At 56.7% G+C, this 14,830-nt stretch carries 10 protein-coding genes and 1 tRNA gene; 7 read left to right on the plus strand and 4 right to left on the minus strand.

What is annotated here, in order from left to right; all coding sequences use genetic code 11:
- Nucleotides 1-5 precede the first annotated feature (5 nt).
- Genes darT through NCG89_RS14930 form a run of 4 tightly spaced genes read left to right on the plus strand, consistent with a single transcriptional unit; the run spans nt 6 to nt 5,571 of the window.
- Nucleotides 6-659, plus strand: coding sequence for a type II toxin-antitoxin system toxin DNA ADP-ribosyl transferase DarT (gene darT, locus NCG89_RS14915; RefSeq protein WP_251087358.1), 654 nt, complete (start codon nt 6-8; stop codon nt 657-659).
- Nucleotides 659-1,726 carry a type II toxin-antitoxin system antitoxin DNA ADP-ribosyl glycohydrolase DarG gene (gene darG, locus NCG89_RS14920; protein ID WP_251087359.1) on the plus strand — a complete coding sequence of 356 codons (1,068 nt, stop codon included), beginning with the start codon at nt 659-661 and terminating at the stop codon, nt 1,724-1,726. Before darT ends, darG begins: the two co-directional genes overlap by 1 nt.
- A gap of 42 nt (nt 1,727-1,768) precedes the next feature.
- Nucleotides 1,769-4,858 (plus strand): type I restriction endonuclease subunit R, encoded by a 3,090-nt coding sequence (locus tag NCG89_RS14925; protein WP_251087360.1) that lies wholly within the window; start codon nt 1,769-1,771, stop codon nt 4,856-4,858.
- Complete coding sequence (locus NCG89_RS14930; protein WP_251087361.1) at nt 4,858-5,571, plus strand: M48 family metallopeptidase; 714 nt, start codon at nt 4,858-4,860, stop codon at nt 5,569-5,571. The genes NCG89_RS14925 and NCG89_RS14930 overlap by 1 nt, the downstream gene beginning before the upstream one ends.
- A gap of 101 nt (nt 5,572-5,672) precedes the next feature.
- On the opposite strand, the gene NCG89_RS14935 is transcribed toward NCG89_RS14930, so the two are convergent.
- Nucleotides 5,673-5,749: transfer RNA gene (locus NCG89_RS14935), tRNA-Ile, on the minus strand.
- A gap of 166 nt (nt 5,750-5,915) precedes the next feature.
- Between NCG89_RS14935 and NCG89_RS14940 the strand changes: the two genes are divergently transcribed.
- Genes NCG89_RS14940 through NCG89_RS14950 form a run of 3 tightly spaced genes read left to right on the plus strand, consistent with a single transcriptional unit; the run spans nt 5,916 to nt 10,400 of the window.
- Nucleotides 5,916-7,820: a response regulator gene (locus tag NCG89_RS14940; RefSeq protein ID WP_251087362.1), complete on the plus strand. Its 1,905-nt coding sequence runs from the start codon at nt 5,916-5,918 to the stop codon at nt 7,818-7,820.
- A 7-nt stretch (nt 7,821-7,827) separates the two neighbouring features.
- A complete protein-coding gene (locus tag NCG89_RS14945) occupies nt 7,828-8,199 on the plus strand; it encodes a response regulator (RefSeq protein ID WP_251087363.1) in 372 nt (123 codons plus the stop codon).
- On the plus strand, nt 8,196-10,400 hold the full coding sequence (locus tag NCG89_RS14950; protein ID WP_251087364.1) for an ATP-binding response regulator: 2,205 nt from the start codon (nt 8,196-8,198) through the stop codon (nt 10,398-10,400). The genes NCG89_RS14945 and NCG89_RS14950 overlap by 4 nt, the downstream gene beginning before the upstream one ends.
- Before the next feature lie 15 nt (nt 10,401-10,415).
- Here the strand turns inward: NCG89_RS14950 and NCG89_RS14955 are convergent, their stop codons facing one another.
- The 3 genes from NCG89_RS14955 to dnaG form a co-directional block, all read right to left on the minus strand.
- Nucleotides 10,416-10,937 carry a hypothetical protein gene (locus tag NCG89_RS14955; RefSeq protein WP_251087365.1) on the minus strand — a complete coding sequence of 174 codons (522 nt, stop codon included), beginning with the start codon at nt 10,935-10,937 and terminating at the stop codon, nt 10,416-10,418.
- A gap of 66 nt (nt 10,938-11,003) precedes the next feature.
- The gene (gene rpoD / locus NCG89_RS14960) at nt 11,004-12,788 is read right to left on the minus strand and encodes an RNA polymerase sigma factor RpoD (protein ID WP_251087366.1); all 1,785 of its coding nucleotides are present in this window, start codon (nt 12,786-12,788) and stop codon (nt 11,004-11,006) included.
- Between the two features lie 104 nt (nt 12,789-12,892).
- A complete protein-coding gene (dnaG, locus tag NCG89_RS14965) occupies nt 12,893-14,827 on the minus strand; it encodes a DNA primase (RefSeq protein WP_251087367.1) in 1,935 nt (644 codons plus the stop codon).
- Nucleotides 14,828-14,830: the final 3 nt, after the last annotated feature.

The following is a 14,830-nucleotide window of genomic DNA, read 5'->3' on the forward strand; positions in this document are numbered from 1 at the left end:
ACCTGATGGCCTACGACTACAGCGCGACCCTTAACCCACAAAAGGCCCTGATCTGGCGAATTGTCCACCGGGACAATATCCCCTGGATTCTGGATAACGGGTTGCATAGCGGCAACAGCACCGTGCAATCCCCGGGTTGGGTCCCGATTGGTAACCCGGAGTTGACCGATAAACGTGCTACCCATGCAGTACCTGCAGGCCCGGGCGGTTATCTGAATGACTATGTGCCGTTTTACTTCACCCCCTTTTCGCCAATGATGAAGAATATCCACAGCGGTCGTGCAGGCGTCCACCGGCGACGCAATGACGAAATTGTCATTTTGGTATCGAGTCTGTACAAGGTGCAGAACCTGGGCCTGCCCTTTGTATTCAGCGACGGCCATGCCTATTACGCCTGGTCGAACTTTTATACCGATCTGGCGGATCTGGACAAAATCGACTGGCCCATTATCCAGGCCCGGGACTTCAAGCGAGACCCGGATGACCCGGCCAAGTTTGAGCGCTATCAGGCCGAGGCCCTGATTCACCAGCACTGCCCGGTCGCTGCTCTGGAAGGGATGATTTGTTACACTGCCAAGACTCAGGCTCAACTGGATAACTGGCTGCAAGCCCGCCAGATACGCATGCCGGTTTACGCACGCTCAGGGTGGTACTTCTGATGATCACATACCTACAAGGCAATTTGCTGGATGCCGAGGTGGAAGCCTTGGTGAATACCGTCAATACCGTCGGGGTGATGGGCAAGGGTATTGCACTGATGTTTAAAGAGCGCTTTCCTCAGAATATGCAGGAATATGCCCAGGCCTGTAAGGCGGGAGAGGTGCAAACCGGGCGTATGTTTGTCACCAAAACCGGTGAGCTGATGGGTCCCAAGTGGGTGGTGAATTTCCCCACCAAGCAGCACTGGAAGGCCAAGTCCAAAATGGAATGGATTGAAAGTGGCCTGGAGGACTTGCGCCGCTTTATTGAGGAAAACCGCCTGCAGTCCATTGCCATTCCGCCCTTGGGCGCGGGTAACGGCGGCCTGAATTGGCAGGAGGTCAAGCCTCTGGTTGAGCGAGCTTTGGGCGATCTGGAGGGCGTGAATATCTTGGTGTTTGAGCCTACCGCCAAATATCAGAATGTCAGCAAAAAATCCGGTGTAAACACCTTAACTCCTGCTCGGGCTCTGGTGGCCGAGCTGGTGCGCCGCTATTGGATATTGGGCATGGAGTGCAGCCTGCTTGAGATTCAAAAACTCGCCTGGTTCCTGCAGCGGGTGATTGATGCCAAAGGGCTGGATAATCAGCTGAAGCTGGATTTTGAAGCCAATTATTACGGGCCCTATGCCAATAATCTTACCCATTTGCTGAATGCCCTGGATGGCAGCTACCTGAAGGCCGACAAACGGATACCCGACAGTCAGCCGCTGGATGTGATCGCCTTTAACGATAATAAGAAAGACTTTGTGGAAGCCTATTTGGCGACTGAGGCCAAGGCTTACCTGCCCACGCTTGAACAAACCAGTCAGCTTATCGATGGATTTGAATCGCCCTTCGGGATGGAATTACTGTCCACGGTGGATTGGTTAGTGGTGAAGGACAATTGTGAGTTGGCGCTGGGGTCGATCAAAGAAGGCATGGCCCGCTGGCCAGCGGGCAAACAGTGGGCGGAGCGTAAGCTGAATCTGTTTGATGACAAGAGCCTGCAGATTGCGATTGATCGTTTGAAGGCTGTGCCGCTGTGATTGCTCGGCCGGTAACAGGACGTTGGTGTAGAGGGAGTTTGAATGACACAGGTCGGGCAGCGCGAACGGGTGACGCAGGATCGGGTAGTGCAATTCCTGCAGAAGGAGCTTGGCTACCGCTATCTCGGCAATTGGCAGGATCGACCCGACAACCGCAATATTGATGTTGCCATTCTTACTGCCTGGCTGCGAAATCGTGGTGTTAGCGAGGCGCTGATCAGCCGCGCTCTGCGCCAGCTGGATGGTGCCGCCGCTCTGGGTGAAGGGAAGAAACTCTACTACGCCAACAAGGATGTTTACGGGCTGCTGCGCTATGGCGTGAAAGACAAGGTAGGTGCGGGCGAGTTAAATCAGACCGTATGGTTGATTGACTGGCAACACCCTGAAGAGAATGATTTTGCCTTCGCCGAAGAAGTCTCCATCAAGGGCGAAAACAAGAAACGCCCGGATATTGTTTTCTATGTAAACGGCATTGCCTTGGGCGTGTTGGAACTAAAGCGCTCGTCGGTGTCGGTTTCCGAGGGGATTCGCCAAAACCTGGATAATCAAAAAAAGGATTTCATTCGCAATTTTTTTACCACCATACAACTGGTGATGGCGGGTAACGATACTCAGGGCCTGCGCTACGGCACCATTGAAACCCCGGAAAAATACTACCTCGAGTGGAAGGAGCCATCTGCTGTTGATCTTGAGCATAAGCTGGATGGCCATCTGAAATGCCTCTGTAGCAAACCGCGATTTCTGCAAATTATCCACGACTTTATCGTCTATGACGCCGGGGTGAAAAAGACCTGTCGGCACAACCAGTTTTTTGGTGTAGAAGCAGCCAAGCGCCATATTGCCAAACGGGAAGGCGGCATTATCTGGCATACCCAGGGTTCGGGTAAAAGCCTGACCATGGTCTGGTTGGCCAAGTGGATACGGGAGAATGTCGGTGGCAGCCGGGTATTGGTGGTTACCGACCGCACCGAGCTGGATGAGCAGATTGAAAAAGTGTTTACCGGGGTTGATGAGGCCATTTACCGCACCAAGAGCGGCGCGGATTTGGTGGCGACCCTAAATCAGCCTGATCCCTGGTTGGTGTGTTCCCTGGTGCATAAATTTGGTCGGCAGTCGGATGCGGAAAGTGATGCCGCCACCGACGAATTTATCGCTGAATTGAAGCAGTCCCTCCCCAAGGATTTTAAGGCCAAGGGCCTATTGTTTGTGTTTGTGGACGAGTGTCATCGCACCCAGTCAGGCAAATTACATGACGCGATGAAGGCGATTTTGCCCGAGGCAATGTTCATCGGTTTTACCGGCACGCCGTTGATGAAAAAAGACAAGAAAAAATCCGTGGAGGTATTTGGGCCTTATATCCACACCTATAAGTTTGATGAGGCGGTGGCCGATGGCGTGGTGTTGGATCTGCGCTACGAGGCCCGGGACATCGATCAGAATATCACCTCTCAGAAGAAGGTGGACGAATGGTTTGAGGCCAAAACCCGTGGTCTGTCCCGGCTCGCCAAAACCCAGCTCAAGCAGAAATGGGGCACCATGCAGAAGGTGCTGTCCAGTAAGTCGCGCTTGCAGCAAATCGTCAATGACATCCTGCTGGATATGGATACTAGGCCCCGGCTGATGGATGGCCATGGCAACGCCATGCTGGTTTGCTCTAGTGTCTATCAAGCCTGCAAGGCCTACGACATGTTCAGTCAGACCGACTTGGCGGGCAAATTGGCCATTGTTACCAGCTTTCAGCCTGCCGCATCCACCATCAAGGGCGAAGAAGCTGGCGAGGGGCTGACCGAAAAGCTGTTCAAGTACGACACCTACCGCAAGATGCTGGCGGAGCATTTTGAACAGCCGGAAGATCAGGCTGCAGGCCGGGTGGAGGAGTTCGAAAAGGAGGTCAAAAAACGCTTTATCGATGAGCCCGGCCAAATGCGCCTGCTGATTGTGGTAGACAAACTGCTCACGGGATTTGACGCCCCCTCCGCGACTTATCTTTATATCGATAAACAGATGGCCGATCACAATCTGTTTCAGGCCATTTGCCGTGTTAATCGCCTGGATGGTGATGACAAGGAATACGGCTACATTATCGACTACAAAGATCTGTTCCGTTCGCTGGATAAGGCGATTTCTGATTACACCCAGGGCGCTTTTGAGGGCTATGACAAGGACGATGTAGCGGGCTTGCTCAAGAACCGGCTGGAGCAGGCCTCGTTGGATTTGGATAATGCCTTGGAGATGGTGCGGGCGCTGTGCGAACCGGTGAAGGCGCCCCGCGCCACCGAGGATTTTATCCATTATTTTTGTGGTGAGTCTGGCGTCAATCAGGACGAAATCACCGAAAAAGAAGCTCTTCGACTGACGCTTTACCAGAATGTGGCCAAGTTGCTGCGGGCCTTTGCCAATATCGCCAACGAAATGCCCGATGCCGGTTATTCGGGTGCGGACATTGAAAAGGTGCGGGCGGAAGTCGCGCACTATGAAAAGGTGCGGGATGAGGTCAAGCTGGCCAGCGGCGATTTACTGGATATGAAGCGCTACGAACCTGCCATGCGGCATCTGCTTGATATGTATATTCGTGCCGACGACAGCGAAGTACTGATGGATTTTGAAGAGCTGGGCCTGATCGAATTGATTGTGGACAAGGGCGATTTGGGCGATGCGCTGCCTGACAACATTCGCAATAACCCTGAGGCCATGGCCGAAACCATAGAAAACAATGTGCGCAAAACCATTGTCGACGAGAACCCGGTTAACCCGAAATACTACGAGCAAATGTCGGTATTGTTAGATGAGCTGATCCTGCTTCGCCGCCAAAAGGCCATTGAGTATCAGGAATACCTGGAGCGAATTCGGGAGCTTTCCAGGAAAGTGATACGGCCTTCCGTGTCATCGGCTGAATATCCTCCGTCTATGGATACCGGCGCCAAGCGAGCGTTCTACGATAATTTTGGCAAGGACGAGCTGTTGGCGACGAAGATCGATACGGCGATCCGATACACCAAGAAGGCAGAATGGGTTGGCGACCGCTTTAAGGAGCGGGAGATTGCCAATGCCGTGCGGGAGGAAACCGTCGGCTATGAAGTGGATGTGGGAAGCGTGATGGAGCTGGCCCGAGCCCAGAAAGAGTACCACTGATGGCGATGATTCAGATTGGATCAATCGCCATGCAGCTCAATCGCAAGGCCATCAAGAATCTGCATATCAGTGTGCTGCCGCCCGATGGCCGGGTGCGAATTTCTGCTCCCGCGTCGATGACGGATACCGCGATCCGTATGGCGGTGATCAGTCGCATTCCCTGGATTAGAAAACAGCAAAGTGACTTCGCCAGGCAGCCTCGGCAATCTGATCGGGAGATGGTCAGCGGTGAATGTCACTACCTTTGGGGTAGGCGCTACCGCCTGAATTTGGTGGAGCGCAAGGGTCGTCATGAGCTCAGTGTGGGGGGCGGGAAGATCCATCTGTACGTCAATCCCGGAACGTCCCTAGACAAAAAGGGCTTGGTATTAAGCGAGTTTTATCGCGACGCTCTTAAAGCTCGAATTGCGGAGCTAATGGCTGCCTGGCAGCAACATATCGGAGTTGCAGACGTGTGCTGGGGCGTAAAAAAAATGAAGACCAAGTGGGGCAGCTGTAACGCTGATGCGAAGCGGATCTGGCTGAATCTGGAACTCGCCAAAAAGCCTCCCGAGTGCTTGGAATTCATTTTAGTACACGAGCTGGTTCATCTTCTGGAGCGCAGGCACAACGACCGTTTTAAAGCGCACATGGATCGCTTTTTACCTGATTGGCGGGAACGGCGTACGTTACTTAATCAGTCACCGTTGGCCAATGAGCGCTGGATTTATTGATTTTTGATCAATGTTTGATCAGGAAGTGATGGCCCGAGTCTTAGGTGGGGTAGAGCCCGGTGACCAACTTGTGCTTACAAGAACAAACAAGCGTGTGGAGATGGTGGGCCCAGCAGGACTTGAACCTGCGACCTGCCGATTATGAGTCGGATGCTCTAACCAACTGAGCTATAGGCCCCTAGCGCTGACGAGCCGGGGCCCGTCGAAAGGAGGCCGCATTATAATGGCGGCGAAGCCCCATTGCCAGCGCTGTCCGGTGGCCGGCCAGGCGCGAACTGCGGTAGCAATTTCACGCTGAAATGCCATAATCGGGGACCTAATTTGCCGATGATGGAGCGCTGTCCTTGTCTGACAAAGACCGCATTTTCAAAGCTTATCTCGACGATCTCAACCAGTCGTTGCAGGCCCCCTTGCAGTCGATGGCTGCCTATACTGAAGCCTTGCTGGAGCACCCGGTGGTGGCCGTGCGTGAGCCATTGCGGGCAGATGCCAGCCGCATCTCTCAGGCGTTGGAAGAAATGATCCAGACCCTGGCGACATTGTATGAACTTACCCCGGGCGATGAGGTGGGCATATCCCGAATGCGTCACGATCTGCGCAACGCCATCGGCGTGGTGGATGGCTTTGGCGAGATGCTGCGGGAGGATTGCGATGAGGATGAGGTCCAGCATTTTTTGGGGCTGATCCAGCGTCAATCCAAGCTCTTTCAGGAGCGGCTGGAGAAATTCTCGCTGCGCAACGATACCCCCAACCGCAAGGACCCGATTGCCGGGATTTTTCGCAGTTTCAAGCGGGGCGTGATTCGCGAAAATGGCCAGCAACATACCGGCACCATTCTGGTGGTGGATGATAACGATAGCAGTCGGGAGTTAATGGGCCATCAACTCCAGCGTCAGGGCCACCTGGTGATCGAAGCCAGCAGCGGCGCGCGCTGCCTGGAGGTGATGCGCAGTGCGGGGCCTGATCTGGTGTTGCTGGATCTGGTGATGCCCGACATGAACGGTTACGAGGTGCTGCAGGCAATTCGGGGCGACGACAGTTTGCGTCACATCCCGGTGCTGATTATTAGTGGCATGCAGGATGAGGCCGGGGCAGTGCACTGCATTGACGCGGGGGCGAGTGATTATCTGCTCAAGCCAGTGAATGCAACGCTGTTAAAGGCGCGGTTGGATGCGCTGCTGGAGACCAAACGCTGGCGAGATCGGGAGCGGGAGTATCTGGCCGAGCTGGAAAAGAGCCAGCGCTTTGTGCGCAAGGTTTTTGGTCGCTATCTGTCCGACGAAATTGTGCAGCGCTTACTGGATGATCAGGATGGGCTGCGCTTGGGCGGGGAACGCCGCTCGGTAACGATCTTGATGGCCGATATTCGCGGCTTTTCGGCGATCAGTCAGCAGCTCAAGCCAGAGCAGTGTGTACAGCTGCTAAATAATTATCTGGCCGTGATGACCAAGGTCATTCAGCGCTTTCGGGGTACGGTGGATGAGTTTGTCGGCGATGCCATACTCGCCATTTTCGGGGCGCCGGTGAGCGAGGAGGACGATTGCGATCGCGCCCTGGCCTGTGCGGTGGCCATGCAACTTGGTATGGACGAGGTCAATCAGCGCAACCGGGCCGATGGTTTGCCCGAACTGCAAATGGGCATTGGTCTGAATACCGGCGACGTGGTGGCGGGGAATATTGGTTCAGAACTGCGCTCCAAGTACGGGGTGGTGGGCCATAACGTCAATCTGACCGCCCGGATTGAATCGTGTACCGTTGGGGGCCAAATTCTGGCGGCGCCGAGCACCCTCGAGAAAACGGCCCTGCAGGTGCTGCGTGGCAAGACGCTGTCGGTGGCGGTGAAAGGGGCCGAGGAGCCGTTGCCGCTCTCGGAAATTCTCGGCGTCGGTCTGCCATATGACCTTCTGCTGCCACGCTCACAACCTGATTGGCTGCCCCTCGCCCAACCGCTTGCGCTGCAGATTACCGAAATGAGTGGTAAACAGCTGGGAGCCGAGACAGTGGCTGCTGAATTGCTGGCGCAGGCGGGGGAGGTGCTGCAGATTCGCTGTACCCGGCAATTTGCGCTGTTCACTGACCTGCAAATTACCGGGCTGGCCGCGGGCGAGGTGGCCTATGGCAAGCTTACCGAGCGCCGGGAGGGCAATTGGCTGGTGACCCTGACGTCTGCCAGCGACTCCTTGCGCAGTGCACTGGCTGCGCTATCTGCCGAAGGCCGCTCCGCCAATGGTCGACCCCGCGAGAAGTAATGAAAATATGAAGACGCTGCTGCTGGTTGAAGATAACGAAATGAACCGGGACATGCTGAGTCGCCGGTTGGGGCGTAAGGGCTACACGGTGACACTGGCGGTGGACGGGGAAGCCGGCTTGCAAAGCTGCCGCCGGGAAAAGCCGGATTTGATGCTGCTGGATATGAGTTTGCCGGTGAAGGACGGTTGGCAGGTGGCGGCGGAGATGAAGGCGGACGACGAACTGAAATCGGTGCCGATTATTGCCCTTACCGCCCATGCCATGGCCGACGACCGTCAGCGGGCTTTGTCTGCTGGCTGCGATGATTATGATACCAAGCCGGTAGACCTGCCCCGTCTGCTGGCCAAAATTGAGGCATTGCTGGATCGCGCTGAATGAGTTTTACCCGCCGACTGACCCTTTCCTTCGTTGCTATCCTGATGCTGTCGCTGGTCAGTGTGATGATTCAGGTATGGAGTAATGACACCCGACGCCGCAATGTCTGGTTGCTGCAACACGTGATCAGGGCCCAGTCCCAGGTTAATAATTTTGGTCAGCGCCTCTACACCACCCACCGCAAAATTCTGGTGATCGACGCTCTCAGTCAATCGGTGGCGGGCAACCAGATCAGCGACGAGGAACGGAAGGAAATACTGGCGTCGGTTGCCGAGCTGCGCGAGCTGGAGAAATCTCTCAATAATGATTTGCAGGAGTACCTGGAGGAAGGGCGCTACCAATTGTTGGAAGCAGAGCCCTTGTTAGCCGCCTGGGAGCGCTATTTAGAGCGGGGCTGGGGCATCGACAGCGACAAAATGATCGCCCTCTATGAAGACTTAAGCAGCCGGCTCAGTGCCGACGAGTGGTTTCTGTTGAGCCGCTCAGATGAAATAAATGCGCGTCTTAAAGAGGTGGTTAGCTTAACCAACAAGATCGCTTTGGCGGTGTTCCTGTTTACCTTGGTGATGACCTTCGTGCTTGGCTACTACATCACCCGCTATACCCGGCGGTCCATTCGCCAGCTCCAGCGTGGCACGGCAGAGTGGGGTAACGGCAATCTGGATTACAGCATCCCGCCGATGGGGCACGATGAGTTTGGCCAATTGGCGGAGTCCTTTAACGACATGGCGGAAAATCTTCGGGGCGCCATGGGCCGGGTGCGTGAGGCGGTGCGGCGGGCGGATGCGGCGAACCAGGCCAAGAGCGGCTTTCTGGCCAACATGAGTCACGAGCTGCGCACACCGATGAACGCCATTATTGGCTACTCTGAGATGCTGCTCGAAGAAATTGAAGAGGAGCAAGACCTGCCTGCCGAGGCCCTTCAGCCTGATCTGGAAAAGGTGCAGCGGGCTGCCAAGCATCTGCTCACGCTGATCAATGATGTGCTGGATATCTCCAAAATTGAATCCGGACGCATGGCGGTGTACTGGGAGGATGTTGATCTGCGCAGTGTGCTGGATGACATTGAGGGCACGGCCGGTGCGCTGATGGAGAAAAACCAGAATCGCCTTACCTGCCATTACGATTTGCCCGAGTCTGTTGTGCGCACCGACGTAACCCGCCTGCGGCAGATACTGCTCAATTTGTTAAGCAATTCCGCCAAATTCACCCGTGAGGGCGAGGTGGTGCTGACTGTACAACAGGTTAGCGAACACCATCAGCCGTGGCTGGTGGTCGAGGTGCGCGATACCGGAATCGGCATGACGGCGGCGCAGCTGGATCGGGTGTTTGACGCCTTTGTGCAGGCCGACCTCTCCACCACCAAGCAGTACGGTGGCTCGGGTTTGGGGCTGACCATCTCCCGGAAATTTGCTGAATTGATGGGCGGGACCATTGAAGCTGAGAGCACCGAAGGCGCGGGCTCGGTGTTTACCCTGCGCCTGCCACTGCATCAGCATGCGCTGGGCCTGCAGGAAGAGCAGGAGGGTGGTGATGCCGATCGTGGCGATGTGCTGGTCATTGACGATGATCCTGCCGCCCTGGACCTGGCGCGACGGGTGCTGGGCAAAGATGGCTATCGGGTGCGCACTGCCGAATCGGGGCCGGCGGGGTTGGCATTGGCCCGGTCGGCCAAACCAGACTTGGTGGTGCTGGACGTGATGATGCCGGGCATGGATGGCTGGCAGGTGTTGCACGCTCTGCGTGGCGACCCGGAGCTGGCCGCAGTTCCCGTGCTGATGCAATCCATGCTTAATGAGCGTGACCTGGGTCTGCTTTTGGGGGCGAATGAGTATCTGGTCAAGCCGGTGGAGCGCTCGGACCTGAGCAATGCGGTTCGGGACCTGCTGCCGGCCGCGGCGGTAGGCAATTTGCTGCTGATAGAAGACGAGCCGGTACTGGCCAAGGCCATTGCCTCGCTGCCGGGTGCCGAGCACTGGGCGGTTTACAGTCGCCATGATTTGGGTGAGGTACAAGACTTGCTCGATCAGCTGCCCTGGCAGCTGATTGTGATCGGCCGCCATCAGGATGAGGCGGGCATTACCAGGCTGCTGGAGGTGCTGCGTCAGGAGCAGTGGCGCAGGGTGCCGGTGATGCTGGCAAGGTCAGAGTCTGACAGGGAGAGTCTGAATGAGCAGCTGGCCCATTACCTCAGAAGTTTCTAGCTTGCGCAGGTATCGCTACTGAAGCGAGATGCGGCGCAGGCGTTCGAGGGCGGTTTCCAGGCCTTCGATTCGTTCTTTCAATCGGCGAATTTCTGCGACCTGAGTCACCCCGAGTTGCTGCTGGCGGGTGAGGGTGACGGTGTTTTCCAGCAATTGCTTAAGCGTGGCAAACAGCAATTGCTGATCTCGTTCTTGGTCGAGAAGCGCGTTGAGCTGATCCATCACGTCGATAGCAATATTGACGTTAAAGTCGGGATTCTCAGGTGACAGGTACAACAAGGTCAGTCCGGTCAGGGCCTGGCGACGCAGTATTGTGTCACCTTGCTGGCTGAGCGGTGTGTACAGGGCTTCGGCCTCGGCGTAGCGACCCTTCATCAACGCATCGTTGGCGGTCTCGATGTCGCCGGGGGTGGTGGATGTGGCCGCTGCGGGGGGCGGGTCGACCTCGTTGTCGGCAGGTGGCTTGGGCGCGTGTAGCGCGCAGCCTGTCAGGCCCAGCGCCATCACAAAAACAGCTGAAAGGAAGGGATTGGCCACGGGGCTCCTCAACGTTGGTAGTACAGCGGAAGCGCCCGTTGTGGAACGGACGCTTCCAAACGCGGCTTACTCGTCCAGGAAGCTACGCAAATGATCGGAGCGGGTGGGGTGGCGCAGTTTGCGCAGCGCTTTGGCTTCAATCTGGCGAATACGCTCCCGGGTAACATCAAACTGCTTGCCCACTTCTTCAAGGGTGTGGTCCGTGTTCATGTCGATACCGAAACGCATCCGCAGTACCTTGGCTTCCCGGGCCGTCAGGCCGGCCAGCACTTCGCGGGTCGCCTCACGCAGGCCTTCGCCGGTGGCGGAATCCACAGGTGAAGAAATGGTGTTGTCTTCAATGAAGTCGCCCAGGTGGGAGTCTTCATCATCGCCGATGGGGGTCTCCATGGAGATCGGCTCTTTGGCGATCTTCAGCACCTTGCGGACTTTGTCCTCGGGCATTTCCATGCGCTCGCCCAATTCCTCAGGGGTGGGTTCACGACCCATCTCCTGGAGCATCTGCCGGGAAATTCGGTTGAGCTTGTTGATGGTCTCAATCATGTGCACCGGAATACGAATGGTGCGGGCCTGGTCGGCGATGGAGCGGGTGATTGCCTGACGAATCCACCAGGTTGCATAGGTTGAGAACTTGTAGCCGCGACGGTATTCGAATTTGTCTACCGCTTTCATCAGACCGATGTTGCCTTCCTGAATCAAATCGAGGAACTGCAAGCCGCGGTTGGTGTATTTCTTGGCAATGGAGATAACCAGGCGCAGGTTGGCCTCGACCATTTCTTTCTTGGCGCGACGGGCACGGGCCTCGCCAATGGAGATGCGGCGGTTGATTTCTTTAATGTCGGAAATCGTCAGGTCCTGACGCTCTTCAATCTGGGCAATCTTGCTTTGGGTGCGAATGATCAGATCTCTGAAGTCCGCCAGACGGGGCGTCTTTTTAACCTGTTCGTCGACCCATTTCAGGTTGGCCTCGCTGCCCTGGAAGCTGCGAATGAAATCCTTGCGATCCATGCCGACATTTTTGACGGCGATAATCATGATTTCACGCTCCAGCGCGCGAATAGAGCTGAGGGTGGTGCGCACTTCCTCAACCAGCGGCTCAAACAGGGCGGGGGTCAGCTTGAAGAACTTGAAGATTTCAGCCAGCTCGGTCAGCTCTTTTGCGGTCTGCTTGCTGTAGCGACCGTGTTTGGCAATGCTCTTTTCGACCTTGTCGGCCTGCTTTTGCAGGGCGCCAAAACGCTTGGCGGCTTCCTCGGGGTCGGGGCCAGAGGTGGTCTCTTCGTCGTCGTTGTTCTCCGCCGCGGCAGCAGCCTGGGCCTGGGGCGAGGGAACATTGTCTTCGGGGTTTAGGTAACCGCTGATGATGTCGCCCAGGCGGCGCTCTTCGGTGGCGACCTTGTTGTACTCGCCGAGAATGCCATTGACCACGCCGGGGTAGAAGGCCAGGGCCGCCATCACTTCGCGGATGCCTTCTTCGATGCGCTTGGCGATCACAATCTCGCCTTCGCGGGTCAACAGTTCAACGGTGCCCATTTCCCGCATGTACATCCGTACGGGGTCGGTGGTGCGGCCGGTCTCGGTCTCAACCGCGGCCAGGGCGGCGGCGGCCTCGGCGGCGGCGATATCGTCAGGCGAATCGCTGCCAGCCATGATCAGGGTGTCTTCATCCGGTGCGTGTTCAAACACCTGGATGCCCATGTCATTGATCATCTGAATGATTTCTTCCACCTGATCCGGATCAGAAATGTCCTCCGGAAGGTGGTCGTTCACCTCAGAATAGGTCAGATAACCTTGCTCTTTGCCCTTGGCAATGAGTTGTTTGAGGCGAGATTGATGATTGAAGTCACTCATTCTGGCAATGTACTCGTGGGCTGCGCGTTGAAAAAATAGCCGCGAATTATACTGCATCGGCTAGGGCTACGACCAGCAAAATACCGGCTTGTTTCGCTAGGTGCTTACTGCTTGTGGCGCTGGCGCAACATTTCCTGAATGGCGGCCAAGCGTTTTTTCTGCTCGTCGTCCAATTGAGCGTAGTTCTGCTGAGGGGCTTTGTCGACTTTCTGACCCATTTCTTTAGCGGGGTCTGGCGCCTTCGCAGGGCGCGACAATGCCTGTAATTTTTCCAATTCCTCCTGCAGATATTGGGCCATTTTCTGCTTTTCCAAGTGCTTGAGGACGTCGACAAAGGCGGCGGTGGCCAGCTCGTCGTTTAATGACGCGCCCAACAGCTCGATGGTTTTGAGTGCCTGGGTCAATTCCTGGTATTGCGGCTGACCCTGCCAGTAGCCGAGCAGGGCGGCGGTGTTGGTGTCGGGGCGTCGTCGCAGCAAGCTGATCAGCTCCTGCAGCAGCGCCGCGGTGGCTGAGCCCTCTAGGGTAGGCAGGCTCATGGCGGCGCCGGTGTTTACGCACCGGGGGTTGAACAGCAGCATGGCGAGGGCGAAGCGCAGCGGGTCCTGCTGGCCCTTGGGCAGCTTGGCGACCAGGGGGCGGTCGGCCCGGCGGGTGACAGGGCCGGGGCTGGCGGCAGCGGGATGTGCCTCGTCACCTTGCGCTGTGCTCTGGACTGGTGCCGCTTCTGGCTGAGCGGCGAGCAGTTGGTCGAGGGCGCTGCGGCTCAGCCCGGTGCGCTGGGCGAGGGCGTCAAGCATCAGTTGCTTGAACACGCCATCGGGTAGCTGATTCAGCATCGGTGCTGCCAATTTTGCCAGTCGCGCTTTGCCCTCCAGGGTGTTTGGGTCGGCCTGGCTGTAAAAGCTCTCGAAGAAAAAGCTTTCCAGCGGGCTGGCTTTGGCCAGCAACTGGCGAAAGCCAGCGCTGCCTTTGGTTCGCACCAGTGAATCCGGGTCCTCGCCCTCGGGCAAAAACAGGAAGCGAATCTGACGGCCGTCTTCCATGGCGGGCAGGGCATTCTCAAGGGCGCGCTGGGCGGCGCGGCGACCCGCCTCGTCACCATCGAAGCAAATGACAACCTCGCTGCAGTAGCGAAAGGCGGTGCGCAGGTGGTCGGTGTTGCTGGCGGTGCCGAGGGTGGCAATGCCGATGTTAATGTCGTTCTGGGCCAGGGCAACCACGTCCATGTAGCCCTCAACCACGAGTAATTGCTCAATTTGGCGGTTGCGCTGGCGGGCCTGGTAAAGGCCATACAGCTCTTTGCTTTTATGAAAGATGTCGGTTTCGGGGGAGTTGAGGTACTTGGGTTTTTCGTCACCGAGCACCCGGCCACCAAAGGCCACCACCCGGCCGCGGTTGTCCCGAATAGGGAACATGATGCGGTCGCGAAAGCGGTCGTAGATCTTGCCGTCTTCCCGCTCGACCAGCATGCCGGCATCCATTAACTGTTGGCGCTGGCTATCGCTTTGGCCGAATTCGCGCAACAGATTATCCCAGCCGGGCGGGGCATAACCGAGCTCGAAATCCCGGGCGATGCGGCCACTGAGGCCGCGTTTTTTCAGGTAGTCGACGGCACGCTTGCCCTGGGGGTGGTCGCGCAGCTGTTGCTGGTAGTGCTTGCTGATCTGTTCCATCAGATCGTATATCGTTTTGCGGCGTTCCTGCTGTTGGGCCTGGCGGGGGCTGAGCTCCTCCCGGGGCACGTCAACACCGGCGCTGGTGGCCAGGGTTTCCACCGCCTGGGGGAAGTCCTGGCGCTCGTAATCCATCAAAAAGCCGATGGCGTTGCCGCTGGCACCGCAACCAAAGCAGTAATAGAACTGTTTGTCAGGGTTAACGCTGAAAGAGGGGGTTTTCTCTTCGTGAAAGGGGCAGCGGGCGGTGTAATTGCGACCGGCTTTTTTCAGGGCCACCCGGCGGTTGATGACGTCGACAATATCCACCCGGGACAGCAGGTCATCAATGAAATATTGCGGGATGAGTCCTTTGGCGGCCACGTC

This window comes from Spongiibacter taiwanensis (genome assembly GCF_023702635.1).
In the GTDB taxonomy this organism is placed as follows: domain Bacteria; phylum Pseudomonadota; class Gammaproteobacteria; order Pseudomonadales; family Spongiibacteraceae; genus Spongiibacter; species Spongiibacter taiwanensis.